The organism is Sphingomonas corticis, assembly GCF_012035195.1.
Taxonomy (GTDB): domain Bacteria; phylum Pseudomonadota; class Alphaproteobacteria; order Sphingomonadales; family Sphingomonadaceae; genus Sphingomonas; species Sphingomonas corticis.
In genome coordinates, this window is the sequence record NZ_JAAVJH010000001.1 from 60,875 (window position 1) to 84,956 (window position 24,082).

26 protein-coding genes are annotated in these 24,082 nt (G+C 69.8%); 14 read left to right on the top strand and 12 right to left on the bottom strand.

The annotated features are described in order from the left end of the window. Nucleotides 1-50: 50 nt before the first annotated feature. Entirely contained in the window at nt 51-722 is a 672-nt protein-coding gene (locus HBH26_RS00335; protein WP_209308246.1) for an EF-hand domain-containing protein, read from the bottom strand. A 218-nt stretch (nt 723-940) separates the two neighbouring features. On the opposite strand from HBH26_RS00335, the gene purB reads away from it, so the two are divergent. The 6 genes from purB to HBH26_RS00365 all read left to right on the top strand — a co-directional run bounded on the left by purB (nt 941) and on the right by HBH26_RS00365 (nt 6,953). Next, nucleotides 941-2,254, top strand: a complete 1,314-nt coding sequence (gene purB / locus HBH26_RS00340; RefSeq protein ID WP_168132574.1) for an adenylosuccinate lyase — start codon at nt 941-943, stop codon at nt 2,252-2,254. A 270-nt stretch (nt 2,255-2,524) separates the two neighbouring features. After that, nucleotides 2,525-3,079 (top strand): molybdenum cofactor guanylyltransferase, encoded by a 555-nt coding sequence (gene mobA / locus HBH26_RS00345; protein ID WP_168132575.1) that lies wholly within the window; start codon nt 2,525-2,527, stop codon nt 3,077-3,079. 112 nt (nt 3,080-3,191) lie between these two features. Then, nucleotides 3,192-3,461: a DUF6894 family protein gene (locus tag HBH26_RS00350; protein ID WP_168132576.1), complete on the top strand. Its 270-nt coding sequence runs from the start codon at nt 3,192-3,194 to the stop codon at nt 3,459-3,461. After that, the gene (locus HBH26_RS00355) at nt 3,458-3,682 is read left to right on the top strand and encodes a DUF6894 family protein (RefSeq protein ID WP_168132577.1); all 225 of its coding nucleotides are present in this window, start codon (nt 3,458-3,460) and stop codon (nt 3,680-3,682) included. Before HBH26_RS00350 ends, HBH26_RS00355 begins: the two co-directional genes overlap by 4 nt. Before the next feature lie 84 nt (nt 3,683-3,766). Further along, the gene (locus HBH26_RS00360; RefSeq protein WP_168132578.1) at nt 3,767-5,539 is read left to right on the top strand and encodes an ABC transporter transmembrane domain-containing protein; all 1,773 of its coding nucleotides are present in this window, start codon (nt 3,767-3,769) and stop codon (nt 5,537-5,539) included. Between the two features lie 256 nt (nt 5,540-5,795). Further along, a complete protein-coding gene (locus HBH26_RS00365) occupies nt 5,796-6,953 on the top strand; it encodes a saccharopine dehydrogenase family protein (protein WP_168132579.1) in 1,158 nt (385 codons plus the stop codon). Nucleotides 6,954-7,089: 136 nt separating this feature from the next. Here HBH26_RS00365 and HBH26_RS00370 read toward each other — a convergent pair whose 3' ends face one another. Next, nucleotides 7,090-7,395: a hypothetical protein gene (locus HBH26_RS00370; protein WP_168132580.1), complete on the bottom strand. Its 306-nt coding sequence runs from the start codon at nt 7,393-7,395 to the stop codon at nt 7,090-7,092. Continuing rightward, nucleotides 7,392-9,689: a ribonuclease R family protein gene (locus HBH26_RS00375; RefSeq protein ID WP_209308247.1), complete on the bottom strand. Its 2,298-nt coding sequence runs from the start codon at nt 9,687-9,689 to the stop codon at nt 7,392-7,394. Before HBH26_RS00375 ends, HBH26_RS00370 begins: the two co-directional genes overlap by 4 nt. A gap of 32 nt (nt 9,690-9,721) precedes the next feature. Between HBH26_RS00375 and HBH26_RS00380 the strand changes: the two genes are divergently transcribed. Further along, nucleotides 9,722-10,729, top strand: coding sequence for an amidohydrolase family protein (locus tag HBH26_RS00380; RefSeq protein ID WP_168132582.1), 1,008 nt, complete (start codon nt 9,722-9,724; stop codon nt 10,727-10,729). 1 nt (nt 10,730) lies between these two features. Here HBH26_RS00380 and HBH26_RS00385 read toward each other — a convergent pair whose 3' ends face one another. The 3 genes from HBH26_RS00385 to HBH26_RS00395 are packed head-to-tail and all read right to left on the bottom strand — an operon-like array spanning nt 10,731 to nt 12,996. Then, a complete protein-coding gene (locus HBH26_RS00385; protein ID WP_168132583.1) occupies nt 10,731-11,357 on the bottom strand; it encodes a phosphatase PAP2 family protein in 627 nt (208 codons plus the stop codon). After that, entirely contained in the window at nt 11,354-12,166 is an 813-nt protein-coding gene (locus HBH26_RS00390; protein WP_168132584.1) for a formate/nitrite transporter family protein, read from the bottom strand. The genes HBH26_RS00385 and HBH26_RS00390 overlap by 4 nt, the downstream gene beginning before the upstream one ends. 35 nt (nt 12,167-12,201) lie before the next feature. Beyond that, the gene (locus tag HBH26_RS00395; RefSeq protein ID WP_168132585.1) at nt 12,202-12,996 is read right to left on the bottom strand and encodes a hypothetical protein; all 795 of its coding nucleotides are present in this window, start codon (nt 12,994-12,996) and stop codon (nt 12,202-12,204) included. Between the two features lie 51 nt (nt 12,997-13,047). On the opposite strand from HBH26_RS00395, the gene trmB reads away from it, so the two are divergent. After that, nucleotides 13,048-13,728 carry a tRNA (guanosine(46)-N7)-methyltransferase TrmB gene (gene trmB, locus HBH26_RS00400; protein ID WP_168132586.1) on the top strand — a complete coding sequence of 227 codons (681 nt, stop codon included), beginning with the start codon at nt 13,048-13,050 and terminating at the stop codon, nt 13,726-13,728. A 62-nt stretch (nt 13,729-13,790) separates the two neighbouring features. Further along, complete coding sequence (locus tag HBH26_RS00405; protein WP_168132587.1) at nt 13,791-14,615, top strand: alpha/beta fold hydrolase; 825 nt, start codon at nt 13,791-13,793, stop codon at nt 14,613-14,615. Between the two features lie 128 nt (nt 14,616-14,743). On the opposite strand, the gene HBH26_RS00410 is transcribed toward HBH26_RS00405, so the two are convergent. Next, entirely contained in the window at nt 14,744-14,986 is a 243-nt protein-coding gene (locus tag HBH26_RS00410) for an FtsB family cell division protein (RefSeq protein WP_168133028.1), read from the bottom strand. Between the two features lie 120 nt (nt 14,987-15,106). Next, a complete protein-coding gene (gene eno / locus HBH26_RS00415) occupies nt 15,107-16,387 on the bottom strand; it encodes a phosphopyruvate hydratase (protein ID WP_168132588.1) in 1,281 nt (426 codons plus the stop codon). Between the two features lie 129 nt (nt 16,388-16,516). Between eno and HBH26_RS00420 the strand changes: the two genes are divergently transcribed. The 5 genes from HBH26_RS00420 to HBH26_RS00440 are packed head-to-tail and all read left to right on the top strand — an operon-like array spanning nt 16,517 to nt 18,364. Beyond that, nucleotides 16,517-17,038, top strand: a complete 522-nt coding sequence (locus tag HBH26_RS00420; protein WP_168132589.1) for a hypothetical protein — start codon at nt 16,517-16,519, stop codon at nt 17,036-17,038. 4 nt (nt 17,039-17,042) lie between these two features. Further along, a complete protein-coding gene (locus tag HBH26_RS00425) occupies nt 17,043-17,396 on the top strand; it encodes a phage holin family protein (RefSeq protein ID WP_168132590.1) in 354 nt (117 codons plus the stop codon). After that, on the top strand, nt 17,393-17,692 hold the full coding sequence (locus HBH26_RS00430) for a DUF3618 domain-containing protein (protein ID WP_168132591.1): 300 nt from the start codon (nt 17,393-17,395) through the stop codon (nt 17,690-17,692). The genes HBH26_RS00425 and HBH26_RS00430 overlap by 4 nt, the downstream gene beginning before the upstream one ends. Further along, nucleotides 17,667-18,080, top strand: a complete 414-nt coding sequence (locus HBH26_RS00435) for a hypothetical protein (RefSeq protein ID WP_168132592.1) — start codon at nt 17,667-17,669, stop codon at nt 18,078-18,080. Before HBH26_RS00430 ends, HBH26_RS00435 begins: the two co-directional genes overlap by 26 nt. Before the next feature lie 50 nt (nt 18,081-18,130). Beyond that, a complete protein-coding gene (locus HBH26_RS00440; protein WP_168132593.1) occupies nt 18,131-18,364 on the top strand; it encodes a DUF4170 domain-containing protein in 234 nt (77 codons plus the stop codon). 358 nt (nt 18,365-18,722) lie between these two features. Here HBH26_RS00440 and greA read toward each other — a convergent pair whose 3' ends face one another. The 4 genes from greA to carA all read right to left on the bottom strand — a co-directional run bounded on the left by greA (nt 18,723) and on the right by carA (nt 24,048). Next, nucleotides 18,723-19,199: a transcription elongation factor GreA gene (greA, locus tag HBH26_RS00445; protein ID WP_168132594.1), complete on the bottom strand. Its 477-nt coding sequence runs from the start codon at nt 19,197-19,199 to the stop codon at nt 18,723-18,725. 81 nt (nt 19,200-19,280) lie between these two features. Continuing rightward, nucleotides 19,281-22,613 (bottom strand): carbamoyl-phosphate synthase large subunit, encoded by a 3,333-nt coding sequence (gene carB, locus HBH26_RS00450; RefSeq protein ID WP_168132595.1) that lies wholly within the window; start codon nt 22,611-22,613, stop codon nt 19,281-19,283. Then, on the bottom strand, nt 22,613-22,882 hold the full coding sequence (locus tag HBH26_RS00455) for a hypothetical protein (RefSeq protein ID WP_168132596.1): 270 nt from the start codon (nt 22,880-22,882) through the stop codon (nt 22,613-22,615). The genes carB and HBH26_RS00455 overlap by 1 nt, the downstream gene beginning before the upstream one ends. Continuing rightward, nucleotides 22,879-24,048, bottom strand: a complete 1,170-nt coding sequence (carA, locus tag HBH26_RS00460) for a glutamine-hydrolyzing carbamoyl-phosphate synthase small subunit (RefSeq protein ID WP_168132597.1) — start codon at nt 24,046-24,048, stop codon at nt 22,879-22,881. Before carA ends, HBH26_RS00455 begins: the two co-directional genes overlap by 4 nt. Between the last annotated feature and the right edge of the window lie 34 nt (nt 24,049-24,082).

Sequence of the window (24,082 nt, forward strand, 5' to 3'; positions counted from 1 at the left end):
GCCGCCGGATCGCTCCGGCGGCCGTCCCTGTCGATCACGACGCGGCGCGCTTACGACGCGGCGCTCGAGCTCCCACCGAGGAACCCCGCAAGTTCCTCCTTGGTGACGCTCTTCGAGCTGTCCTTGTCGGCCTGCTTGAAGGCGGCGTCGTTCCACTTGGCATCCGGCTTCGCCGCCGGATCGGCCTTGGTCTTCAGCGCGTCCATCCACGACGCGAACTCGGTCTTGTTCAGCGAACCCGACTTGTCCTTGTCGTAGCCCGGAAACTCGCTGTCGAGGATCGCGGCGACCTGCGTGCCCTGGTCGGTGGCCGGCGCGGGCTGCGCGGCGGCGGCCGCGTCCGCCTGCGGCGCAGCGGGAGCCGCAGCCTGCGACGGATCGGCGACCGGCGCGGCGGGCGACGGCGCAGCCTGCAGCGCGGCAGTCTGCGGCGGCGTGGTGCTGGCCGGCGGGGTGGTCACCGCCGGATCGGCGGTCGGTGTGGTCGGCTGCGTCGAGGCGTCGGGTGCCGGAACGCCCGTGCTGCCCGTCGTCGCCGACGGATCGGCCGTCGCGTCGACACTGCCCGAATCGTTGGTCATCGTCGTGCTGCCCGTCGTCGCCGTGGAGGACGGCTGCGCAGTGCGATCCTTCTTTGACTTCTTTGCCTTGGTCGAAGTCGGCTGATCCGTCGTGGGCGCCTGGGACATATCCTGCGCAAGCACCGGGGTAGCCAGCGTCATCGCCGAGGCGAGAAGAACATACTTCATCATTTCGTCTCTCCAACCTTGTCGTTATCGAAACACATGAAACGTGACGTGACTGAACTTGATGCCACGTCCCGAAAGGCAGGATATAAATAGGCGCCGGCACCGTAATGTTCCAGACTTTGTGGCGAATTGATGGCTCGGCTCACCCCTGCTAACGCCCGGCCCGTCCCGTCATCCATCAGCAGGCCGCCATGATCCCCCGCTATTCCCGTCCCGACATGTCCGCGATCTGGACGCCCGAATCGCGCTACCGCATCTGGTTCGAGATCGAGGCGCACGCGACCGAGGCCCTGGCGGAACTGGGCGTGGTGCCGAAGAGCGCGGCCGAGGCGCTGTGGCGCTGGTGGGCGACCGACCCGGCGATCGACGTCGCCGCGATCGACGCGATCGAGGCCGTGACCAAGCACGACGTGATCGCCTTCCTCACCTGGGTCGCGGAGCAGGTGGGCGACGAAGCGCGTTTCATGCACCAGGGCATGACCTCCTCCGACGTGCTCGACACCACCCTTTCGGTGCAACTGGCGCGCGCCTCCGACATCCTGCTCGCCGACATCGACGCACTGCTGGCGGTGTTGGAACGGCGCGCGAAGGAGCACAGGCTGACGCCGACGATCGGGCGCAGCCACGGCATCCATGCCGAGCCCGTCACCTTCGGCCTGAAGCTGGCGGAGGCGCACGCGGAGTTCGCGCGGCACCGCAAGCGGCTGGTCGCCGCGCGCGAGGACATCGCCACCTGCGCCATCTCCGGCGCGGTCGGCACCTTCGCCAACGTCGATCCGCGCGTGGAGGCGCATGTCGCCGCGAAGCTGGGGCTGGCTGTCGAACCGGTCTCCACCCAGGTGATCGCGCGCGACCGGCACGCGATGTTCTTCGCCACGCTGGGCGTTATCGCCGGATCGATCGAGCGCGTCGCGACCGAGGTGCGCCACCTGCAGCGCACCGAGGTGCTGGAGGCGGAGGAATATTTCTCGCCCGGGCAGAAGGGATCGTCGGCGATGCCGCACAAGCGCAACCCGGTGCTGACGGAGAACCTGACCGGGCTGGCGCGGATGGTGCGCGGCTACGTCACCCCGGCGCTGGAGAATGTGGCGCTGTGGCACGAGCGCGACATCTCGCACTCGTCGGTGGAGCGCTACATCGGGCCCGACGCCACCATCACGCTCGACTTCGCGCTGGCGCGGCTGACCGGTGTGGTCGACAAGCTGCTGGTCTATCCCGCGCGGATGCAGAAGAACCTGGATCGGATGGGCGGCCTCGTCCACTCGCAGCGCGTGCTGCTCGCGCTGACGCAGGCGGGGGTGAGCCGCGAGGATTCCTACCGGCTGGTTCAGCGTAATGCGATGAAGGTGTGGGAATCGGACGGCGAGCTGTCGCTGCTGGAGCTGCTGAAGGCCGACCCGGAAGTGGGCGCCGCGCTGTCCGCCGCGGAGATCGAGGACAAGTTCGATCTGGGCTACCACTTCAAGCACGTCGACACCATTTTCGAGCGGGTGTTCGAACGTTAACTTCTCGCGAACGATTGCATCGCACGCAAGCAAGATTGTTACGCACGGTTGTTGCGGTGCAACACGGGTGTGGCCATATCGCCACTGCCGGGATGACCCGGCAGGAGACCACACCATGCGCATGTTCGAAGCCGCCGCCAGCACCATGCTGGCCATCGCGGCCCAGGCGCTGGTGGTCGGCGCGGTCGTGACCGCGCTCTGATCCATCGGCGCTCCGCCCTCCCCTCGCGGAGGGCGGTCAGCCGCCCGGATCCATGCTATCTTCCGTCGATGACGAAGATCCTCGGTGCCGTGCTGGCGGGCGGGCGCGCGACCCGCTTCGGCTCGGACAAGGCGCTGGCGCTGCTCGACGGCGCGACGCTGCTCCACCACGCGCTCGCCAGCCTGGCGCCGCACTGTGCCGCGCTCGTCGTATGTGGCCGCGATGCCGCACCGGTGCCGACCATCGCCGATCGGCCCGCGCCGGGGCTGGGCCCGCTCGGCGGACTGGCGGGAGCGCTGCTCCATGCCGAGGCGCACGGCTTCGACGCCGTGCTGACCACCGCGTGCGACACGCCGTTCCTCCCTGCCGACCTGCTCGCCGCGCTGCTGGCGCGCGACGGCGCCTTCGCGGCGGAGGCGCCCACCGTGGGCCGCTGGCCGGCGCGGCTCGCGAGCGGGCTGATCGCGCATCTCGCGGACGGAGGCGATCGCTCGATCCGGCGATGGGCCCGATCGGCCGGGCTGCACGCGGTGATGCCGGGGGTGACGGTGCCCAACGTCAACACGGCGGAGGACCTGACACGCCTGTCGCGTCGGAGCGGAAACGCCGGGACGCCGATCTAGATCAGGAACCTCGACCTTTCGGCCAACATGGCTGACTGATACGCGTCAATGATCGCGAAAGGGGACGCTTGCCCGGGTGGGCGCGGCACATCCATCCCGGCAGAAGGGTCCCATGCCTCGTTACTTCTTCCATGTCATGGACGGGCAGGACTTCCCGGATCACGAGGGCGTCGAGCTTGCCGACCTGCCCGATGCGCGCCGCCACGCGATCCGGGTGGCGGGCAACCTGCTGCTCGACATCTCCGACACTTTCTGGTCGACGGGCGAGTGGACCATTCGCGTCGCCGACGAGCGCGACCTGACGCAGTTCCAGCTGACCTTCTTCGCCACCGAAGCGCCCGTCACGCAGGCGCATGGCCCCAAGCCGAGGATCGATCATTGAGCGACCTTTACTACCTCAACCTGCGCGGCGGTGGGCGGGAGCGGGTGGAAATCCGCGCCGCCGGCGTGGACGAGGCGCGCAACATGGCCGTCCGCTACCTCGGCCAGTATCTCACCGAGCATCCCGCCTTCGCCGACGAAGGGCATTGGCGCCTGTCGGTCGAGGACGTCGCCGGATCGGTGCTGACGACGGTGATCGTCGCCACGGTGACGCCGCGCTGAAACGACGGGGACCGGCCGCGCGCGCACGGGCCTGGACCCCGCGCGGCATTGCCACCCGCCCACGCCCCGCCTAACCCGCCGCGCATGGCCAGCATTCCGGACGTCGCCCCCTCCCGCAGGATCGGCAATCTCGCGATCGTGTGGCGCCACGCGAAGCGCTATCCCGGCCGCATCGCCATCGCCTGGGCCGCGCTGGCGGTGACGTCCGCGGCGACCATCGCCATCCCCTACAGCTTCAAGCGCGTGGTCGACCGCGGCTTCGCCGGCGGCGGCAGCGAGGCGGCGGTGGCTGGCGCGTTCCACTACATGCTGATGATCGTCGTCGTGCTGGCGATCGGCACGGCGGTACGCTTCTACTACGTCTCCTGGCTGGGGGAGCGCGTGGTCGCCGACATCCGCGAGGCGGTGCAGCGCCACCTGCTGGGGCTGGCGCCGCGCTTCTACGAGGAGAACCGACCCTCGGAGATCGCGAGCCGGCTGACCGCGGATACGGCGCAGATCGAGACGGTGGTCGGCTCCACGGTGTCGATCGCGCTGCGCAACGCCTTCACCGCGGTCGGCGGCCTCGTCTACCTCTTCGCCATCTCTCCCAAGCTGGCGGGGATGCTGCTGGTCGGGATCCCGCTCATCATCGCGCCGATCGCGCTCTTGGGCCGCAAGGTGCGCGACTATTCGCGCACGTCGCAGGACCGCATCGCGGACGTCGGATCGATGGTGACGGAGACGCTGGGCGCGATGAAGATCGTGCAGGCGTTCGGGCAGGAACGGCGCGAGGCGTCGCGCTTCGCGCAGGCGGTGGAGGCGACCATGGCGGCGGCGCAGAAGCGCATCGCCCTGCGCGCCGCGATGACCGCCATCGTCATCGGGCTGGTCTTCGGGTCGATCACGATGGTGCTGTGGGAAGGCGCGGAGGACGTGGCCAGCGGCGCGCTGTCCGGCGGCGCCATCGCCGCCTTCGTGCTGACGGGCGGGATCGTCGCCGGCGCGTTCGGCGCGCTGACCGAGGTCTACGGCGACCTGCTGCGCGGTGCGGGCGCGGCCGGGCGCCTGTCCGAACTGCTGGAGGAGCGGGCGGAGATCGCGGCGCCGGCGGCTCCGCTCCCCCTGCCCGAGCCGCCGCAGGGGCGCCTCGCGTTCGAGCACGTCGCCTTCCGTTACCCCACCAGGCCGGAGGTAGCGGCGCTGCAGGACTTCTCGCTCGCCATCGCACCGGGCGAGACGGTGGCGGTGGTCGGCCCGTCGGGTGCGGGCAAGTCGACGCTGTTCCAGCTCCTCCAGCGCTTCTACGACCCCGCCGAGGGGCGGGTGACGATCGACGGCGTCGACCTGACCGCGGCCGACCCCACCGCCGTGCGCGCGCGGCTGGCGATGGTGCCGCAGGAAACGGTGATCTTCGGCACCAGCGCGCGCGACAACCTGCGCTACGGCGCGTGGGAGGCGGACGATGCGGCGATCTGGCGCGCGGCGGAGGCGGCGAACGCGGCGGACTTCCTGCGCGCGCTGCCCGAGGGGCTCGACACGTTCCTGGGCGAGGGCGGCGCTCGCCTGTCGGGCGGGCAGCGGCAGCGCGTCGCCATCGCCCGCGCGCTGCTGCGCGACGCGCCCGTGCTGCTGCTGGACGAGGCGACCAGCGCGCTGGACGCGGAGAGCGAGCGCCTGGTGCAGGACGCGCTGGAGCGGCTGATGGCGAACCGCACCACCATCGTCATCGCGCACCGGCTGGCGACGGTGCGCGCCGCGGATCGCATCGTCGTGATGGACGCCGGGCGCATCGTCGAGGAGGGCACGCATACGACGCTGTCGGCGCGGGGCGGGCTGTATGCGCGGCTGGCGAGCCTGCAGTTTCACGACGCATGATCGAGGTTCGCGCGAAGGCGAGAAGGCGCGAAGAGGAAGTTGCTTCGCGCGGAAGCGCGGAGACGCGGAGAAGAAGATCTCGGCGAAGCCGAGCCTCCCGCCACCTCAGGCTTTGAAGGAGCCGCCGATGGCGGCTCGGCGGATCACCACGAGCGGATCACCTCCGCGTCTCCGCGCCAACCAGCCGTCTTCGCGTCTTCGCGTCTTCGCGAGAACCCTCTACACTCCCGCGCGACACAGGAGAGGAGCCAGCGACATGGCGCAGGATTTCGACATCATCGTCTACGGCGCCACCGGCTTCACCGGGCGGCTGGTGGCGGAGCATCTCGCGAGCGCGCACCCCGGTCGCGGGCGGTGGGCGATGGCGGGGCGGTCGCTCAGCAAGCTGGAGGCGCTGCGCGCCGAGATGGGGATCGGCAACGACGTGCCGCTGCTGACCGCCAATGCCGACGATCCCGCCTCGCTGCGCGCGATGTGCCAGCGCACGAAGGTGGTGATCTCCACTGTCGGTCCGTACCAGCTCTACGGCAGCGACCTGGTCGCCGCCTGCGCCGCGACCGGTACCGCTTATGTCGACCTGTGCGGCGAGCCCGCCTGGATGCGCGAGATGATCGACGCGCACGAGGCGGAGGCGAAGCGGACGGGCGCGCGGATCGTCTTCTCCTGCGGGTTCGATTCGATCCCGTTCGACCTGGGCGTGCTGACGCTGCAGGAAGCGGCGGCGCGGCGCTTCGGCGCGCCGGTGCGGCGCGTGAAAGGGCGCGTGCGGCAGATGAAGGGGGGCTTCTCCGGCGGCACCGCGGCCAGCCTGAAGGCGACGCTGGCGGCGGCGGCGCGCCAGCCGATGCTGGTCAAGCTGCTGGCCGATCCCTTCGCGCTGACCCCGGGGCACAAGGGCCCGGCGCAGCCCAGCGGCCTGATCCCGGAATTCGATCCCACGCTGAACGCCTGGGTCGCGCCGTTCATCATGGCGCCCATCAACACGAAGAACGTCCACCGCACCAATTTCCTGCTGGGCCAGCCGTGGGGCGACATCGTCTACGACGAGATGGTCGTCGCCGGGCTGGGCGATATCGGCAAGGCCGCGGCGGAGGCGCTGGCGAAGCTGAACCCGCTGGCGAGCGACAAGGGACCGAAGCCCGGCGAGGGACCGTCGAGGGAGGAGCGCGAGGCCGGGCATTTCGACGTGCTGTTCGTTGGCCTGACCGAGGACGGCGGCCGCTGCGAGGCGGTGGTGACGGGGAACCGGGATCCCGGCTACGGGTGCACGTCCAAGATGCTGGGCGAGAGCGCGCTGTGCCTGGTCGAGGACGTGGCCGGGGCGGGCGGGATCTGGACCCCCGGCGCGCTGATGGGCGCGGCGCTGCGCACGCGGCTGGAGCGGCACGCGGGGATGAGCTTCACCGCGGCGTGAAGCCGACCGTGCCCAAGGCGCCGGCCGCTCCCCGTTCGTGCTGAGCGAAGTCGAAGCACATGCGTCAGGCACTAGCGCCCTGGGCATGTCCTTCCGACAAGCTCGTGACAAACGGTCGCGAGCCGCGATCGGCCCCTCATCCCGTTGCGGCGAGCGCGCCCGCGGCAGCGAAGCCGGCGAGCGCGACGTAGCCGAGCACGCTCGCCAGCCCTTCCTTGCGGAAATCGAGGAAGCGGCGCTCGTCCAGCCAGTGGCGGCCCTCCGGCGTCTCCTTCACCGCGCCGAAGGCGACCATGCGGTCGAGCAGCTTCGCATCCTCCGCCGGGGCGATCTCGATCGCGGTGTCGCGCGTGATCGCGCCCCGCCGGCGCAGCTCGAGCGCCACCTTGTTGCGCGTGCGCGTGGCCCGGTCGAGCACGCGGTCTTTCAGATCGGGCTTCATCGACGCTTTCCCTGGTGACGGATGTTGGCGGGACGGCCCCGCCGCTTGAGGACGCGCTTCGGATCCCGCCCGCGATCCTCGCGCGGCGCGGCGAAGCGGCCCTCGGGCAGTTCGAAGCGCAGCGCGCCGGAGACCGGATTGGCCTCCGCCAGCCGCAGCTTCAGCCGCTGTCCCGAGGCGTAGACGTCGCCGCTGGCGTCGCCGACCAGCCGCCGCGCGCCTTCGTCGAAGCGGAAATATTCGCCGCCGAGATCGCGCACCGGCATCAAGCCGTCGCCGCCGACCCCCTCCACCGTGGCGAAGAAGCCGAAGTTGGTGACTCCGGTGATCCGCGCCTCCACCACCTCGCCGACGCGTTCGGACAGATAGGCCGCGACGTAGCGGTCGAGCGTGTCGCGCTCCGCCTCCATCGCGCGGCGCTCCAGCGCGCTGATCGCCTCGCCCGCGCGCTCGAAATCCTCGTTGCCGGCCAGACCGCCGGGACCAAGCGCATAGGCGGAAACGAGCGCGCGATGGACCATCAGGTCGGCGTAACGGCGGATCGGCGAGGTGAAGTGGGCGTAGCTGCCGAGCGACAGGCCGAAATGGCCGAGGTTGCCCGGCCCGTAATAGGCCTGGGTCTGCGTGCGCAGCACCTGCTCCATCACCTGCGGGCGGAACTCGGCGTCGCCCACGCGCTCGATGATGCGGTTGAAGGTGGCGGGCTTCACCACCTGGCCGAGCGCGAAGGCGACGTCGTAGGTGGCGAGATAGTCCTTTAGCGCGACGAGCTTCTCCCGACTGGGCGGTTCGTGGATGCGGTACATGACCGGCGCCTTCTTCGCCTCCAGCGCCTTTGCGGCGGCGACGTTGGCGGCGATCATGAAGTCCTCGACCAGCCGGTGCGCATCCAGCCGCTCGCGCGGGGCGACGGAGAGGAGGCGGCCCTTCTCGTCCAGCACGACGCGGCGCTCGGGCAGGTCGAGGTCTAGCGGCTCGCGCCGGTCCCGCGCCGCGGCGAGCGCGCGCCAGCAGGACCAGAGATCGCGCAGCGTCTCGCCCTCGTCGCCGCGGTCGACCGCTGCCTGCGCGTCCTCGTAGGCGATGTTCGCCGCGATGCGCACGACCGCGCGAGAGAAGCGCCACGCCTTCAGCGTGCCGTCCTTCGCGATCGTGAGGTGGCAGGCGAGCGCCGCGCGATCCTCGCCGTGCTTCAGCGAGCAGACGTCGGCAGACAGCACCTCCGGCAGCATCGGCACGACGCGGTCGGGAAAGTAGACCGAATTGCCCCGCGCGCGCGCCTCGCGGTCCAGCGCGCTGCCCGGGCGGACGTAGAAGCTGACGTCGGCGATGGCCACCACCGCCGTCCAGCCGTCGGCATTGGCGGGATCGTCGTCGGGCGCGGCCCAGATCGCGTCGTCGTGGTCGCGCGCATCCGCCGGGTCGATCGCGACGATCGGCAGGTGAGTGAGGTCCTCGCGGCCTTCACCCAGGGGCTGACGCGCCACCCGCTCGGCCTCGTCGAGCGTTTCCTCGGCGAAGCGGTCGGGAATGCCGAACTGGTGGATGGCGATCAGCGAGAAGCTCTTCGGCGCGAAGGGATCGCCCAGTCGCTGCACGACGCGCGCGGTGACGCGCGGGGGGCGGCCCGCCTTCTCGGCCAGCACCAGATCGCCCGCCTGCGCGCCGCCTGCGTCGGACACTGCGTATTCGCGCTTCTCCTTCTTCTCGACGCCCTGCAACCACAGGCGGTCTCCCTCACCGCGCAGCACCCCGATCATCTGCTCCGACGCGGCCTGGAGCGTCTTCATCGGATGCGCGATCCAGCCGCTGCCAAGTGCCGGTGAAGCCGTCCCCCGGACGGCTTCAGATCGTCCGGGGGACGATCGGGCCGGCACTTCTTCCGTCCGCGCCAGGATGCGCTGGCCGACGCCCAGCGCGCCGCGCTTGCGCTCGCGCACGCGGACGCGCGGCGGCGGCGTCTCCGCCTCCCACCGCTCGGGCACCGCCCACACATTGCCGCCCTCGTCCACGTCGGCGACGCGCAGCACCGTCACCTTCGGCAAGCCGCCCATCTTGTGGAAGGCGCGGCCCGGAGCCGAGTCGATCAGCCCCTCGTCGGCCATGTCCTTCAGCAGGGCCTTCAGCGCGATCTTCTCCTGCGCGGTCAGCGCGAAGGCGCGCGCGATCTCGCGCTTGCCCGCGGGCTCGTCGCTGGACGTGATGAAGGACAGGATCTGCTCGCGCGTGGGCAAGCCGGCTGGAGGTCTTTTCGGCACGGCGATGCAGATAGGGACTTGCGGCGGCCGCGTCATCGGTCACGCTCCCGACTCGGGGGGCAAAAACGATGCGATGGATCCTTTTCCTGCTGGCGGCGGCGATGGCCGGGGCCGCCGCGGCACGCGAGCCGGTGATCGACATGCACCTGCACGCCATGAGCGCGGACGATCAGGGGCCGCCACCCCTGTCCGTTTGCACCCCGCTGGATCCGATGCCGCGCTGGGACGGGCACGAGCCGTGGGCGGACGCGCTGGTCGATTATTTCCGCCATCCGCCCTGCCGCGATCCGGTCACTTCCCCGGTGACCGATGACGCGGTGCGCGACAGGACGCTGGCGGAAATGCGGCGCTACAACGTGATCGGCGTGGTGAGCGGACCCACCGATCGATTGCGAGCCTGGAGGGCATTGGCGCCTGGACGGATCCTGTTCGGCATCGACCCGCCCGTAAAGACGCTGGCCGACGCTGCCGCGCTGCGCCGCTTCGCCGAACCGTTGCGGCGCACCGGGGATGCGACCGTGATTGGCGAGATCCCGGCGCAATATCTCGGCATCGGTCCCGACGATCCGCGGCTGGAGGGACTGTGGACGACCGCGGAGGCGCTGGATCTGCCCGTGGCGCTGCACGTCGGACCGGGCCCGCCCGGCGCCGCCTATCTCCCCGGCATGGCGTTCCAGGCGCGGCTATCCGATCCGTTGCTGCTCGAAAGCGTGCTGCTGCGGCATCCCAGGCTGCGGATCTACGTCATGCACGCGGGCTATCCGATGCTCGAACGCATGCTGGCGCTGATGTACGTCCACCCGCAGGTGTACGTCGACACCGGCGTCATCGTCTGGTCGCAACCTCGCGCGGCCTTCTACCGATATCTGAAGGGGATGGTGGACGGCGGCTTCAGCGACCGGATCATGTTCGGCTCCGACCAGATGGTATGGCCCGAGACGATCGGCCGGTCGATCCGCGTGATCGAGGAGGCGCCGTTCCTGACACGCCGGCAGAAACGCGCCATCCTGTACGACAATGCCGCCCGGTTCCTGCGCCTGGACGAAGCCACGATCCGCCGCCACCACGCCAAGTAAATCAGCTGGGATGCGCCGCCGCTTCCTCCTCGGCGCGACGGTCGAGCAGGCGCATGCGCCCGCGGTCGGCCGCCTTCAGCGCGACACCGGCGATCCGTTCGGACAGCCAGCCGACCGCCGCGCCGGCGATCACGTCGGACAGGTAGTGGGCGCCGCGCGGCACCTGCAGCGCGCCCGCGGTGCCGGCGAGCGCGCGCGCCGCCGGGGCGGCGCCGGGCACCTCGTGCGCCACCGCCTGCGCGACCGCGACCGCACCGGCGGTGTGGCCGGAGGGAAAGGCGTTCTTGCTCTTGTCCTTGGTCCCCGTGCCCTTCTTCACGCTGGGACGGTCGCCGGCCGCGTGCGGGCGGGTGCGGTCCACCGCGGCCTTCAGCAGCGTCTTCGCGCCGGTCGCGACCAGGTGGCTCGCCACCATCCGCGCGCCGGTGCGGATCATTGTCGGGCGGCGCAGCAGCGTTCCCGCCGCCAGCGTGCCAAGCGCCAGCAGCATCAGCGGCGGCTCGTCGCTCGCCTTTGCCAGCGGCTCCAGCGCCTTCACCGCCCGGCTGTCGCGCAGCGCGACCAGCGGCGCCAGCGCCCGGTGCTCGGCGTGCGCGGCCTTCTTCGCGCTGCTCTTCTTCTTGCTCATGCCCGATCGCCCTCCGGCTCGCCCTGCACCTGCCCGTGGGCCAGCAGCGTGAACAACCCGGCGCCGCCGATCAGGTTGCCCGCCACCGCCGGCATGATCTCGCCGAACAGCGCGCCGGGCCAGGACAGCAGCCCTTCCCATGCCAGCACCCACGCCTTCGCGGAGCCCGCGACCGAGTGCGCGAAGTCCGCCGCGCCGACGACCCAGGTGATGGCGAAGATGACGAGGAACGCCTGCTCGCGCCCGTTGGGAAGCAGCCAGGCGATGCCCGCGATCAGGAAGCCCGCCGGGATGCCGACCAGGAAGGTGTGCATCGGATCGTGCGCCAGCATCGATTCCGCCACGCCGGTCATGCCCGCCCGCACCTCCGGCGCGACGAGGCCGAGGTGGACCAGCGCGCCGGTGGTCAGCAGCGTGCCCGCCAGGTTCGCCACCAGCACCAGCGACCACAGCCGCACCGTCCGCCGCGCGCCGTCCAGCGACGGCCGGTGCGCGAACGGCAGCATCGCGGTGATCGTGCTCTCCGTGAAGAACTGCATCCGGCCGAGCACGACGATGATGAAGCCGATGGGGTAGCCGAGCGCGACGAGGAGCGGCTTGGCCGGCCCCTCGGGCAGCGCGGCGTGGAGGATCGCCATCGCCACCAGCGAGGCGTTGATGGCGATGCCCGCGGCGAGGCCCGACCACAGCAGCGAGGGCGCGGAGCGGCGCAGTTCGGCCTCGCCCTCCTCGCGCACGGCGCGGTGGACGTCCTTCGCGTCCGCCGCCTTCAGTTCCTCGATATCGTCGTCGGCGGCGCGCTCTTCCATCACCGCCGAACGGACGGGCTCTCGTTTCGCTCCCGCTACGGCTGGAGCGCGGCGGTGTAGGCGCCGAACGGCTCGGCCAGCACGCGTCGGCCGGCCTGCCACACCTCCACCCCGCCGCCCGGCGTGGCAGCGTCGGTGGAGGCGAGGACGCGGTAGACGAAGCCGGCGCGGCGGAACTCGTACACGCGCCGGTCGCCGCTCTGCTCGACCAGCCGGCCGCCGTCGATCGTCGTGGACGCGCGCGTGTCGCGGCCGCCCCACGGCTGCGACAGCGCGGGCAGGTTCGTGTCGTAATCGTAGCTACGATAGCGATAGCCGCTACGCTCGGTCCGCGTCACCTGGATCGAGCGCTTCGCAGTGGCGCCCAGCACGCGCGTCTGCGGCGCGAAGCGGCAGGTGGCGGTGTCGTCGTTCAGCGTCAGCGACGTGACCGTCGGCGTGGTGGCGCCCGGCTCCACCACGCCGGGGCTGACCGAGTGGATGGTCCCGACCTGCGCGCCGGCGGCGTCGAGCAGGGGCATCCACATCTGCGACATGCCCGCCTCCCCCTCGCCAATGCGCAGCTGCGCCGCACGCGCCGGCGCCAGCCCCGGCTTCTCCAGCGCCGTCAGCGTGACGCGGCGCCGCGCGTCCGGTGCGGACATCACCAGCACGCGGTCGCGATCGATCGCATCGCACACGAACAGCGCGGGCGACCAGGCGCCGCCGGTCCGCATCCCCGCGCGCACCATCGACACCGACTGCGGCGGCTGCTGCGCTCCGGCTCCGGCCCCCGCCCCCGTCACTGCCGACCCCGCCAACAGCACGGCACCGATCACCCACGCGCGCATCGCACCAACCTTCCATTCCGTTTCGCGGGCGAAGCCGGTAATCCGCGCGACATGAACGATCCCACAACGATCCGCCGCCTCTACGGCCGGCGCCAGGGCCACGCGCTGCGCGCCGGCCAGGCCGCGCTGGTGGAGGACCTGCTGCCCCGCCTGTCGCTGCCCGAGGAAGGCCCGCTCGACGCCGCGCGGCTGTTCGGCGACGACCGGCCGCTCCAGCTGGAGATCGGCTTCGGCGCGGGCGAGCATCTCGCCGCACAGGCGGCGGCGGCGCCGGGGACGGGGTTCATCGGGTGCGAGCCGTTCCTGAACGGCGTCGTCGGCGCGCTGGGCCACGTGCGCGACCGCGCGCTGACCAACGTCCGCCTGCACATGGGCGACGCGCTGGAGGTGGTGGAGCGGCTGCCCGACGCCTCGCTCGAGCGGGTCTACCTCCTCCATCCCGATCCCTGGCCCAAGGCGCGCCATGCCAAGCGGCGGATGATGAACCACGGCCCGCTCGACCTGATCGCGCGCAAGCTGAAGCCCGGCGGCGAGTTTCGCCTGGGCACCGACGACCCGACGTACTGCCGCTGGTCGATGATGGTGATGGACGCGCGCCGCGACTTCGCGTGGCAGGCCGCCACCCCGGCCGATTTCCTCACCCGACCCGACGACTGGCCGGAGACGCGCTACGAGCGCAAGGCGCGGCGGCAGGGGCACGAAGTCTGGTATTTCCGCTACCTGCGTCGTTGATCCAGGTGGGGAACGGGGCGGATGTCCGCTCGTTGGCCGGGTTCCAATTCACGGAGGCTCCCATGCCCTACATCAAGACGCGCGACGGCACCGACATCTACGTGAAGGACTGGGGCTCGGGCCGGCCGGTCGTTCTGGTCCACGGCTGGCCGCTGTCCGCCGACAGCTGGGACCCGCAAGCGCTGGCGCTGGCGGAGGCGGGGTTCCGCGTCATCGCCTACGATCGGCGCGGCTTCGGCCGGTCGGGCCAGCCGTGGTCGGGATATGACTACGACACGCTGACCGACGACCTGTCCGACGTTATGACGGCGGCGGGCGCGGACCGGGACGCCACGATCATCGGCTTCTCGATGGGCGGCGGCGAGGTGGCGCGGTACATGAGCCGGCACGACGGCAAGGGCCTGGTCTCGGCCGGGCTGATCGGGTCGGTGGTGCCGTATATGCTGAAGACCGACGACAATCCCGATGGCGTGCCGGAGGAGCAGCTCCAGCAGATCGCCGCCGGCATCAAGAAGGACCGCGCGAAGTTCTTCGCCGATTTCTTCAAGGACTTCTTCGGCGTGGGCTACGTCACCAGCCCGGTCAGCCAGGAGACGCTGGACTGGGCGTGGCGGCTGGCGATGCAGGCCGGGCTGAAGCCGACGCTGGCCTGCGCGGAGAGCTTCGGCCACACCGACTTCCGCGGCGACCTGCCCGCATTCCGCGTGCCGACGCTGGTGCTGCACGGGACGGAGGACAAGACCGTGCCGATCGACGCCTCCGGCCGCGCCGCGGCTGCGGGGATCGCGAACGCGCAGCTGGTGGAATATGACGGCGCGCCGCACGGGCTGTTCGCGACGGAGAGCGACCGGCTGACGCGCGACCTGCTGGCGTTCCTGGGGCGGTAGGAACCGCGCCGGAACGACAGACCAGCATCCGTTCGCCCTGTGCGAAGTCGAAGGCACGCGCCGATGGCCGTGCTTCGACTTCGCTCAGCACGGACGGCACTCTTCATCGCATTCGCGAGCCCACCACGTCACTTCAGCGGGACGATCACCTCGTCCGGATGCGCGACGTTCAGTTCCTTGCGCACCAGCTCGTCCACCATGTCCGGATTGGCGTGGCGCGGGTCGAGCAGCGCGACGCGGTTCTTCAAGGTCTCGCGCCGGTGCGACAGCGTGGCGAGCTGCTTGTTGCGGGCCGCGATCTGCCGCTTGTAGTCGCCGAGCGCGAGGATGCCGTTCGAGCCGAGCACCGCATAGGCGCCGAAGAACAGCATGACGCCCACCGCCGCCGCGGGCACGAGCGCGCGGCGGAGCTGGGTGCGGATGCGATGGGGCGGGCGTCGCTTGCTCACGTCGTCGATTCTCGCCCGGCCCCTGCGAAAACGCAAGCGCGATCAGCGCGTGCGCAGTACGTCGCGGCCAGCGTAGCGCGCCACGTCGCCCAGCTCCTCCTCGATGCGGATCAGCTGGTTGTACTTGGCCAGCCGGTCCGAGCGCGCGAGGCTGCCGGTCTTGATCTGTCCGCAGTTCGTCGCGACGGCCAGGTCGGCGATCGTCGCATCCTCCGTCTCGCCCGACCGGTGCGACATGACCGCGGTGTAGCCCGCGCGCTCCGCGACGCGGATCGCCTCCAGCGTCTCCGTCAGCGTGCCGATCTGGTTGACCTTCACCAGCAGCGAGTTGGCGAGGCCGCGCGCGATGCCGTCGCGCAACCGCTTCGGATTGGTGACGAACAGGTCGTCGCCGACCAGCTGCACCTTGCCGCCGACCGCGTCGGTCAGCGCCTTCCACCCGTCGAAATCGTCCTCCGCCATGCCGTCCTCGATCGACAGGATCGGGTAACGCGCGACGAGGTCGGCGAGATAGTCGGCCATCGCGCCGGGATCGAGCGTCAGCCCCTCGCCCGAGATCACGTACTTGCCGTCCTTGAAGAACTCGGTGGCCGCGCAGTCCAGCGCCAGCATGACGTCGTCGCCCGGCGTGTAGCCCGCCTGCTCGATCGAGCGCATGATGAAGTCGAGCGCGTCGGTGGTGCTGGCGAGGTTGGGCGCGAAGCCGCCCTCGTCGCCGACGGCGGTGGCAAGCCCCTGCTCGTGGAGCGCCTTCTTCAGCGTGTGAAAGATCTCCGACCCGCAGCGCACCGCGTCCGCCAGCGTCGGGGCGCCGACGGGCATCACCATGAATTCCTGAAAATCGATCGGATTGTCAGCATGTTCGCCGCCGTTGATGATGTTCATCATCGGCACGGGCAGGACGTGCGCGGCGACACCGCCGACGTAGCGGTAGAGGGGCAGGCCGCGCGCGTCCGCCGCCGCCTTCGCGATCGCCAGGCTGGCGCCGAGGATGGCGTTGGCGCCCAGCCGCCCCTTGTTCTCCGTCCCGTCCAGCGCGATCATGGCACGGTCGATCTCGATCTGGTCTTCGGCATCAAGGCCGACCAGCGCCTCCGCGATCTCGCCGTTGACCGCGTCGACCGCGGTGTCGACGCCCTTCCCACCCCATTTCGCCTTGTCGCCGTCGCGCTTCTCCACCGCCTCGTGCGCGCCGGTCGACGCGCCGCTGGGCACCGCGGCGCGGCCGAAGCTGCCGTCCTCCAGCAGGACGTCGACCTCCACGGTGGGATTGCCCCGGCTGTCGATGATGCGGCGGCCATGAAGGTCGATGATTGCGGTCACGTAACGTTCCCCTTATCGCAGGTAAAGGTAGCGGATCGGCCGCGCCTTACCCTGCGTGCGTCGCTGCTGCAACGCGAGGGAACCGCTGCACGCACCCGCGGTTAGTGGCGCTGACCAAGGAGGACCGACATGGCCGATCAGGATCGAGACTATCCGACGCCGCTGACCGACGGGGACATCACCCCGCCGCCGGCGAACGCCGACTTCCAGCCCGCCGCGCCGCTGAAGGACGCGGGCGTCGAATTCGTGGCGGAGGGCGACGCGCCGGGCGGCATCGCCGGCGCCAAGCAGACGGTATTGGAGAAGACCTCCGACGCGCGCAGCCAGGCGACCGACAAGGCGCGCCTCTACGCCGAGGACGGCAAGGCGAAGGCCACCAGCGCGCTGGTGCAGCTGTCGCAGATGCTGACCGACGCCGCGGGCCAGGTGGACGAGAAGCTGGGCGAGCAATACGGCCAGTACGCCCGCGCCGCCGCCGACCGGGTGAGCGGCTATTCCACCGCGCTGGACGGCAAGAGCGTGGACGAGCTGGTCGAGGACGCGCGCGAGCTGGTGAAGAAGAGCCCCGCGGTCGCGATCGGCGCCGCGGCGGCGATCGGCTTCGTCATCGCGCGGGTGCTGACCGCCGGCGTCGACCAGCGCAACGCCTGACGCGATGGACCTGCACGATCCTGTCCTGCACCCGCGCGTCGAGGACGACAGCATTCCGGCGCTCGTCGCCCGCCTGACCGGCGACGCGCGGGAGATGGTCTCGGCCGAGGTGGCATTGGCCAAGGCGAAGGTCGCCGATGCGACCGGGCGCTACAAGTCCGCCGCCGTCTTCTTCGGCGCGGCGGGCGTGCTGGCGCTGGCGGCGCTCGTCGCGCTGCTGGTCGGCCTCATCCTGTCGCTGGCGACCGTGATCGGACCGGGACTGGCGACGCTGGCGGTGGTGGGCGTGGTGCTCGCCGTCGCGCTCGTCCTCGCGCTGGTCGGCCGCTCGCGGCTGGCCGGAAAGGTGTCGGCATGACCGAGCTGAACCGCGCGGAAGCGCGCGCGCAGGCGGCGCGCGAGCGGCTGGGGCAGACCGTCGACACGTTGCAGGCGCAGCTCGATCCGCAAGTGCTGGTGCAGAAGGCGAAGCATCACGTCGCCGACGGCGGCGGGCGCGCCGCCCGCGCGTCGGTGGAGGCCGCCAGGCGCAATCCCGCCACCGTCGCCGGCGGCGTGGCGCTGCTCGCCGCCTTCTTCGGACGGCGCCGCATCGCCGCCGTCTTCAGGAAAACCGAAAGGAAGAACGATGACCACTCCGCAGCACAGCAATGACGAACACGGCCGGGTCCGCGACGGCGTGGACAACGTGAAGGAGAAGGCGCGCGAGGCGGCGCGGCAGGCGTCGAGCGCGGTGGAGACGAACCCGCTGGGCGTCCTGATCGGCGGTGCGGCCGTCGGTGCCATCGTCGGCGCGGTGCTGCCGCGATCGCAGAAGGAGAAGGACCTGCTCGCCCCCCTGGGCAAGCGCGTCGGCGCGACCGCCGCCGCCGCCTTCGCCGCGGCGAAGGAGACGGGGCGCAGCGAGCTCGACAACCTCGGCCTCAGCAAGGGCGCGGCGAAGGACCAGGCCAGGTCGCTGCTGTCGAACGTCGCCAAGGCGGCGGGCAATGCCGGCAAGGCCGCGGTGAACGCCGGCCGCGAGCAGGCGAAGGGCCAATAAGCGTTCCGCGGGCGGTTCAACCCGCCCGCGAAACCCGCTAGAGCGCAGGCATGAGCAAGCTTCACCTCGTCTTCGGCGGGCGCGTCAGCGACCCGCGAACTCTCGACTTCGCCGATCTCAAGTCGATCGACATCGTCGGCGTCTTTCCAGATTACGCCAGTGCCGAAAAGGCCTGGCGGGCGGCGGCGCAGCGCACGGTGGACGATGCGGAGATGAAGTACGTGGTGGTGCACCTGCACCGCCTGCTGGAACCGGACGTGCTGGCGCGAAGCGCGGGAGCGTAACGCGGCCAGGCGTGCCGGCGCCTTGGACGTCGGGGCCGCACTATCCTAGTACGGCTGGTCGGCGCGGGCGAAACCGGGTGTCGTCCGCGACGGTGGCGGTGTTTCGACTTGGCTCAGCACGAATGGATGGCATCGCAGGCTCGATCCTCTGCGACCAGCCGCGCGAATGCCTGGCATCGGCCGGAAGATCGTAGCCGCCCCTCCGTTCGGCCCGAGCGACGTCGAAGGCCCTGCGGACACCGGTCGTGCGTAGACCCCTGGCACGACATCGGCCGGAACACCTGGAGGAGCCGAACGACGAAAGGGCCGCCCGGCATCCCAGGCGGCCCTTCACGCATCGACCCGCGGTCCGATCGACTCAGATGAATTCCACCTTCGAGACGACGTAGTAGCGCTCGCCCGCGGGCACCGACACCTCGACCTCGTCGTCGACGTTGCGGCCGATCAGCGCGCGGCCCAGGGGGGAATTGTAGCTGATCCGGCCGGTCTTCGCGTCCGCCTCGGTCTGACCGACGATCTGGTAGCGGACCGGCTTGTCGTCCTCGTCCAGCAGCGTGACCGTCGCACCGAAGACCACCTTGTCGCCCGACAATTCCGTCGGATCGATGATCTGCGCGCGGCTCAGCTTGTCCTCGATGTCCGCGATCGACGCCTCGATCTGACCCTGCCGCTCCTTGGCGGCATGATATTCGGCGTTCTCGCTGAGGTCGCCGTGCGCGCGCGCTTCCTCGATCGCGTCGACGATCTGCGGGCGTTCGGCCTTCAGGCGCTTCAGGTCCGCAGTCAGCTTGTCATGGCCTTCCTGCAGCATCGGCATCTTCTCGACCGTCGCCATCGCGCACTTCCTTCAAAAAAAGCTTTCCCCCGAGCGACCCCGCCGGGGCCGCCCGCACCACCGTTCGAACAATCTCGGAGGTCAGTTGTGCGGCTGCGAATAATAGGACTGCAACGGACGCACTTCAAGGTTGCGCAGGGCATCGGCGCGGATCGCCCTGGCCGCCTCCACGCTGGCGGAGGCGGTGGTGAAATACGGGATCTTGCCGTTCACCGCGCTGGCGCGGATCGGCTGCGAATCCTTCAGCGACTGCCAGCCTTCCGTCGTGTTGAAGATCAAGGCGATGCCACCGTCCTTGATGCGGTCGACGATGTGCGGCCGGCCCTGCGCCACCTTGTTCACCGTCTCCACCGGCACGCCCGCGCGCGCCAGATAGTCCGCCGTGCCGCCGGTCGCGACGATGGCGAAACCCGCCGCCACCAGGTCGCGCACCGCGGGCAGGATCGCGGGCTTGTCCCCGTCCTTCACGCTGACGAACACCGCGCCCGATGCGGGCAGCAGCGTGCCGGCGCCGAGCTGCGACTTGGCAAAGGCGGTGGTAAAATCACGATCGATTCCCATCACCTCGCCCGTGCTCTTCATCTCCGGCGACAGCACCGGATCGATCCCGGGGAAGCGGTTGAAGGGAAACACCGCCTCCTTCACGGCGAAATAGTCGATGTCACGGTCGATCGCGGGCAGGTCGCGCAGCTTCTCCCCCGCCATCACGCGCGCGGCGATCTTCGCGATCGGTGCGCCGATCGCCTTGGCGACGAACGGCACGGTGCGGGACGCGCGCGGGTTCACCTCGATGAGGTAGACGCTGCCGTCCTTCACCGCGAACTGGATGTTCATCAGACCCTTCACGTCGAGCCCGCGGGCGAGCAGCTCGGTCTGCCGCTCGATCTCCGCGATCGTCTCCGGCGACAGCGAATAGGGCGGGATCGAGCAGGCGCTATCGCCCGAATGGACGCCGGCCTCCTCGATATGCTGGAGCACGCCGGCGACCACCACATCGTCCCCGTCGCAGATCGCGTCGACGTCCACCTCGGTCGCGTCGCGCAGATACTGGTCGATCAGCACAGGGGCGTCCCCCGACACCTGCACCGCCGTCTGGATGTAATCCTCCAGCTGCTGGTCGCTGTCGACGATCTCCATCGCGCGGCCGCCCAGCACGTAGCTGGGGCGCATCAGCACCGGATAGCCGATGCGGTTGGCGACGTTCAGCGCCTCCTCGCGGCTGCGCGCGATGCCGTTGGCGGGCTGGAGCAGCTTCAGGCGGTTGACGAGCGCCGCGAACCGCTCGCGATCCTCGGCCAGGTCGATCGCGTCGGGCGAGGTGCCGAGGATCGGGATTCCCGCCTTTTCCAGCGCGCGCGCCAGGTTCAGCGGCGTCTGCCCGCCGAATTGGACAATGACGCCGACCAGCTCGCCCGCCTGGCTCTCGACGTGCAGGATCTCCAGCACGTCCTCAGCGGTCAGCGGCTCGAAGTACAGCCGGTCGGACGTGTCGTAATCGGTGCTGACCGTCTCCGGATTGCAATTGACCATGATCGTCTCGAACCCGGCATCGGCCAGCGCGAAGCAGGCGTGGCAGCAGCAGTAATCGAACTCGATCCCCTGCCCGATCCGGTTCGGCCCGCCGCCCAGGATGACGATCTTGCGACGATCGGACGGCTGCGCCTCGTTCTCCGGCTCGCCGAAGGACGGAGCCTCGTAGGTCGAGTACATGTACGGAGTCTTCGCATCGAACTCGGCGGCGCAGGTGTCGATCCGCTTGAAGACGGGGCGGACGCCCAGCTTGCACCGATGCTCGCGCACCTCCTCCTCCGTGACACCGCCGGTCATCGCCTTCACGGCCTCGTGGATCAGGCCGCTGCCGCGCGCGATGCCGCGGCTCATGCCGCGCAGGTTGGCGGATTGCAGCGCGAGCCAGGCGAGGCGCTTGTCGCTGAAGCCCATCGCCTTCAGCCGGCGCATGCCGGCCGCCTCGATCGGCAGCCCGTCCTTCATCACCTCGGCCTCGGCGGCGACGATCTCCGCGATCCGCTCGATGAACCAGGGATCGAACTTTGCAATCGCGTTCACCTCCGCGACGGTGAAGCCCTCGCGCAATGCCTGTGCCGCGACGAGCAGCCGGTCGGGCGTGGGCGAGGCGAGCGCCGCCTCGATCTCCGCGCGCGGCGCGCCGGCGAGGCGATCGACCTGGTTGAAGCCGGACAGGCCGGTCTCCAGCCCGCGCAACGCCTTCTGCAACGATTCGTGAATGTTGCGGCCGATCGCCATGACCTCGCCCACCGACTTCATCGCGGTGCCCAGCGTCGCCTGCGCCCCCTTGAACTTTTCGAAGGCGAAGCGCGGGATCTTCGTGACGACATAGTCGATCGTCGGCTCGAAGGACGCGGGGGTAGCGCCGGTGATGTCGTTCTCGATCTCGTCCAGCGTGTAGCCGACCGCCAGCTTCGCAGCGACCTTCGCGATCGGAAAGCCGGTGGCCTTCGACGCCAAGGCCGAGGAGCGCGATACGCGCGGGTTCATCTCGATCACGATCAGGCGGCCGTCCTTCGGATTGACCGCGAACTGGACGTTCGAACCCCCTGTTTCCACACCGATTTCGCGCAGCACCGCGATGCTGGCGTTCCGCATGATCTGATATTCCTTATCGGTCAGCGTCAGCGCTGGCGCGACGGTGATGGAATCGCCAGTGTGGACGCCCATCGGATCGATGTTTTCGATCGAACAGATGATGATGCAATTGTCCGCACGGTCGCGGACGACCTCCATCTCATATTCCTTCCAGCCGAGCAGCGATTCCTCGATCAGCACCTCGGTCGTGGGCGAGGCGTCCAGCCCCTTGCGGACGATCTCCAGGAACTCCTCGCGGTTGTAGGCGACGCCGCCGCCGGTGCCGCCCAGCGTGAAACTGGGCCGGATGATCGCGGGCAGGCCGACCTTCTCCAGCCCCGCCAGCGCCTCCGCCTCGGTATGCGCGATGTGCGAGCGCGCGGATTCCAGGCCGATCCTGTCCATCGCGTTGCGGAACTTCAGCCGGTCTTCCGCCTTGTCGATCGCTTCCGCATCGGCGCCGATCATCTGCACGCCGAACTTGGCCAGCGTGCCGTCGTGGAACAGCGCCAGCGCCGTGTTGAGCGCGGTTTGCCCGCCCATCGTCGGCAAAACCGCGTCCGGTCGCTCCTTCTCGATGATCTTCGCGACCACCTCCGGCGTGATCGGCTCCACGTACGTGGCGTCCGCCCCTTCGGGATCGGTCATGATCGTCGCCGGATTGGAGTTCACGAGGACGATGCGATAGCCTTCCTCGCGCAGCGCCTTGATCGCCTGCGTGCCCGAATAATCGAACTCGCACGCCTGCCCGATGACGATCGGCCCCGCGCCGATGACGAGGATGGAGGAGATGTCGGTGCGTTTGGGCATTAGTTCTCTTCCGAAGCTGGTGCATTGCCGATGAAGGAGGTTCTGTTCATCGACACGACGGCGCTGACTTTTCTGAGCACGCACTCAGTCTGAGTGAAATCAACATTCGGGCCGCCGCGAAACACCACCTCACTGCCATTCATGACGACCGCTTCGTGCGGGACATGACATGCGTCTGCCATTGCGTGCAGGTCAGCCTGGGTCACTTCACGGCGACGCTGGGCCGGTTGCGCCGCAACCTGCATGGCAAGTGCGACCAATACGCTCATTTACCTAGCGCCCCCACGAACCGCTCGAACAGATACAAACTGTCCTGCGGCCCCGGGCTCGCCTCCGGGTGATATTGCACGCTGAACGCCCGCCCCCCGTCCAGCTCCAGCCCCGCGTTCGAGCCGTCGAACAGCGATACGTGCGTCTCGCGCGCGTTCGCGGGCAGGCTCTCGCGCTCCACGGCGAAACCGTGGTTCATGCTGGTGATCTCGACCGCGCCGTCGCTGAGGCGCTTGACCGGGTGGTTGGCGCCGCGGTGGCCCTGGAACATCTTGGTGGTGCGCGCGCCGACCGCCAGCGCGAGCAGCTGGTGGCCCAGGCAGATGCCGAACAGCGGCTTGTCCGTGTCGAGCAGCTGACGGATCACCGGCACGGCGTACTCGCCGGTCGCGGCGGGGTCACCGGGACCGTTCGACAGGAAGATGCCGTCCGGCGACAATGCCATGATCTCGTCGAAGGTCGCGGTAGCGGGCACCACCGATACCTTCGCACCCGCCTTCACGATGTTGCGAAAGATATTGAATTTGCTGCCGTAATCGATCGCGACGACATGGGGACGCTCGCCCTCTCCCGCGGCCTCGTAACCGAAGCCCAGCCGCCACACGCCGCCCTCCCACGACCCGTGCGTCTCGCGCGTCACGCTCTTGGCGAGGTCCATGCCCTCCAGCCCGGGCCAGCCCTTCGCCATGGCCAGCAGGACGTCGAGATCGAACTCGCCGGTCGGCGAGTGCGCCACCACGCCGTTGGGCGCGCCTCCTGCGCGGATGCGGCGGGTGAGCGCGCGGGTGTCGATGCCGGCAAGCCCGATGCGCGCGTGCCGCTTCATCCAGCCGTCAAGGTTCTCCATTGCCCGGAAATTCGACGGCGCGGTCGGATCCTCGCGCACGATCATGCCCAGTGCGTGCGGCGCATCTGCCTCCACGTCGTCCGCATTGGCGCCGACGTTGCCGATATGCGGGAAGGTGAAGGTGATGATCTGCCCCGCGAAGGACGGGTCGGTCATGATCTCCTGATAGCCGGTCATCGCGGTGTGGAAGCACACCTCGCCCACCGCCTCGCCTTCCGCGCCAAAGCCCCTGCCCCACGCGACCTCGCCATTGGCGAGGACGAGGACCCCCGTCGCTCCTTCCGGTTTGGACGCAGGCGTGATGGTCGGCTCGGCCATGATCGGCGGGCACTCCTTGAGCTTGTCGGCGATG

Excerpts from the sequence above, each read along its gene's own strand:
- HBH26_RS00335 (WP_209308246.1), bottom strand. The coding sequence starts at position 722 with ATGACGCTGGCTACCCCGGTGCTTGCGCAGGATATGTCCCAGGCGCCC.
- purB (WP_168132574.1), top strand. The coding sequence starts at position 941 with ATGATCCCCCGCTATTCCCGTCCCGACATGTCCGCGATCTGGACGCCC.
- mobA (WP_168132575.1), top strand. The coding sequence starts at position 2,525 with ATGACGAAGATCCTCGGTGCCGTGCTGGCGGGCGGGCGCGCGACCCGC.
- HBH26_RS00350 (WP_168132576.1), top strand. The coding sequence starts at position 3,192 with ATGCCTCGTTACTTCTTCCATGTCATGGACGGGCAGGACTTCCCGGAT.
- HBH26_RS00360 (WP_168132578.1), top strand. The coding sequence starts at position 3,767 with ATGGCCAGCATTCCGGACGTCGCCCCCTCCCGCAGGATCGGCAATCTC.
- HBH26_RS00365 (WP_168132579.1), top strand. The coding sequence starts at position 5,796 with ATGGCGCAGGATTTCGACATCATCGTCTACGGCGCCACCGGCTTCACC.
- HBH26_RS00370 (WP_168132580.1), bottom strand. The coding sequence starts at position 7,395 with ATGAAGCCCGATCTGAAAGACCGCGTGCTCGACCGGGCCACGCGCACG.
- HBH26_RS00375 (WP_209308247.1), bottom strand. The coding sequence starts at position 9,689 with ATGACGCGGCCGCCGCAAGTCCCTATCTGCATCGCCGTGCCGAAAAGA.
- HBH26_RS00380 (WP_168132582.1), top strand. The coding sequence starts at position 9,722 with ATGCGATGGATCCTTTTCCTGCTGGCGGCGGCGATGGCCGGGGCCGCC.
- HBH26_RS00385 (WP_168132583.1), bottom strand. The coding sequence starts at position 11,357 with ATGAGCAAGAAGAAGAGCAGCGCGAAGAAGGCCGCGCACGCCGAGCAC.
- HBH26_RS00390 (WP_168132584.1), bottom strand. The coding sequence starts at position 12,166 with ATGGAAGAGCGCGCCGCCGACGACGATATCGAGGAACTGAAGGCGGCG.
- HBH26_RS00395 (WP_168132585.1), bottom strand. The coding sequence starts at position 12,996 with ATGCGCGCGTGGGTGATCGGTGCCGTGCTGTTGGCGGGGTCGGCAGTG.
- trmB (WP_168132586.1), top strand. The coding sequence starts at position 13,048 with ATGAACGATCCCACAACGATCCGCCGCCTCTACGGCCGGCGCCAGGGC.
- HBH26_RS00405 (WP_168132587.1), top strand. The coding sequence starts at position 13,791 with ATGCCCTACATCAAGACGCGCGACGGCACCGACATCTACGTGAAGGAC.
- HBH26_RS00410 (WP_168133028.1), bottom strand. The coding sequence starts at position 14,986 with ATGCTGTTCTTCGGCGCCTATGCGGTGCTCGGCTCGAACGGCATCCTC.
- HBH26_RS00420 (WP_168132589.1), top strand. The coding sequence starts at position 16,517 with ATGGCCGATCAGGATCGAGACTATCCGACGCCGCTGACCGACGGGGAC.
- HBH26_RS00425 (WP_168132590.1), top strand. The coding sequence starts at position 17,043 with ATGGACCTGCACGATCCTGTCCTGCACCCGCGCGTCGAGGACGACAGC.
- HBH26_RS00430 (WP_168132591.1), top strand. The coding sequence starts at position 17,393 with ATGACCGAGCTGAACCGCGCGGAAGCGCGCGCGCAGGCGGCGCGCGAG.
- HBH26_RS00435 (WP_168132592.1), top strand. The coding sequence starts at position 17,667 with ATGACCACTCCGCAGCACAGCAATGACGAACACGGCCGGGTCCGCGAC.
- HBH26_RS00440 (WP_168132593.1), top strand. The coding sequence starts at position 18,131 with ATGAGCAAGCTTCACCTCGTCTTCGGCGGGCGCGTCAGCGACCCGCGA.
- greA (WP_168132594.1), bottom strand. The coding sequence starts at position 19,199 with ATGGCGACGGTCGAGAAGATGCCGATGCTGCAGGAAGGCCATGACAAG.
- carB (WP_168132595.1), bottom strand. The coding sequence starts at position 22,613 with ATGCCCAAACGCACCGACATCTCCTCCATCCTCGTCATCGGCGCGGGG.
- HBH26_RS00455 (WP_168132596.1), bottom strand. The coding sequence starts at position 22,882 with ATGAGCGTATTGGTCGCACTTGCCATGCAGGTTGCGGCGCAACCGGCC.
- carA (WP_168132597.1), bottom strand. The coding sequence starts at position 24,048 with ATGGCCGAGCCGACCATCACGCCTGCGTCCAAACCGGAAGGAGCGACG.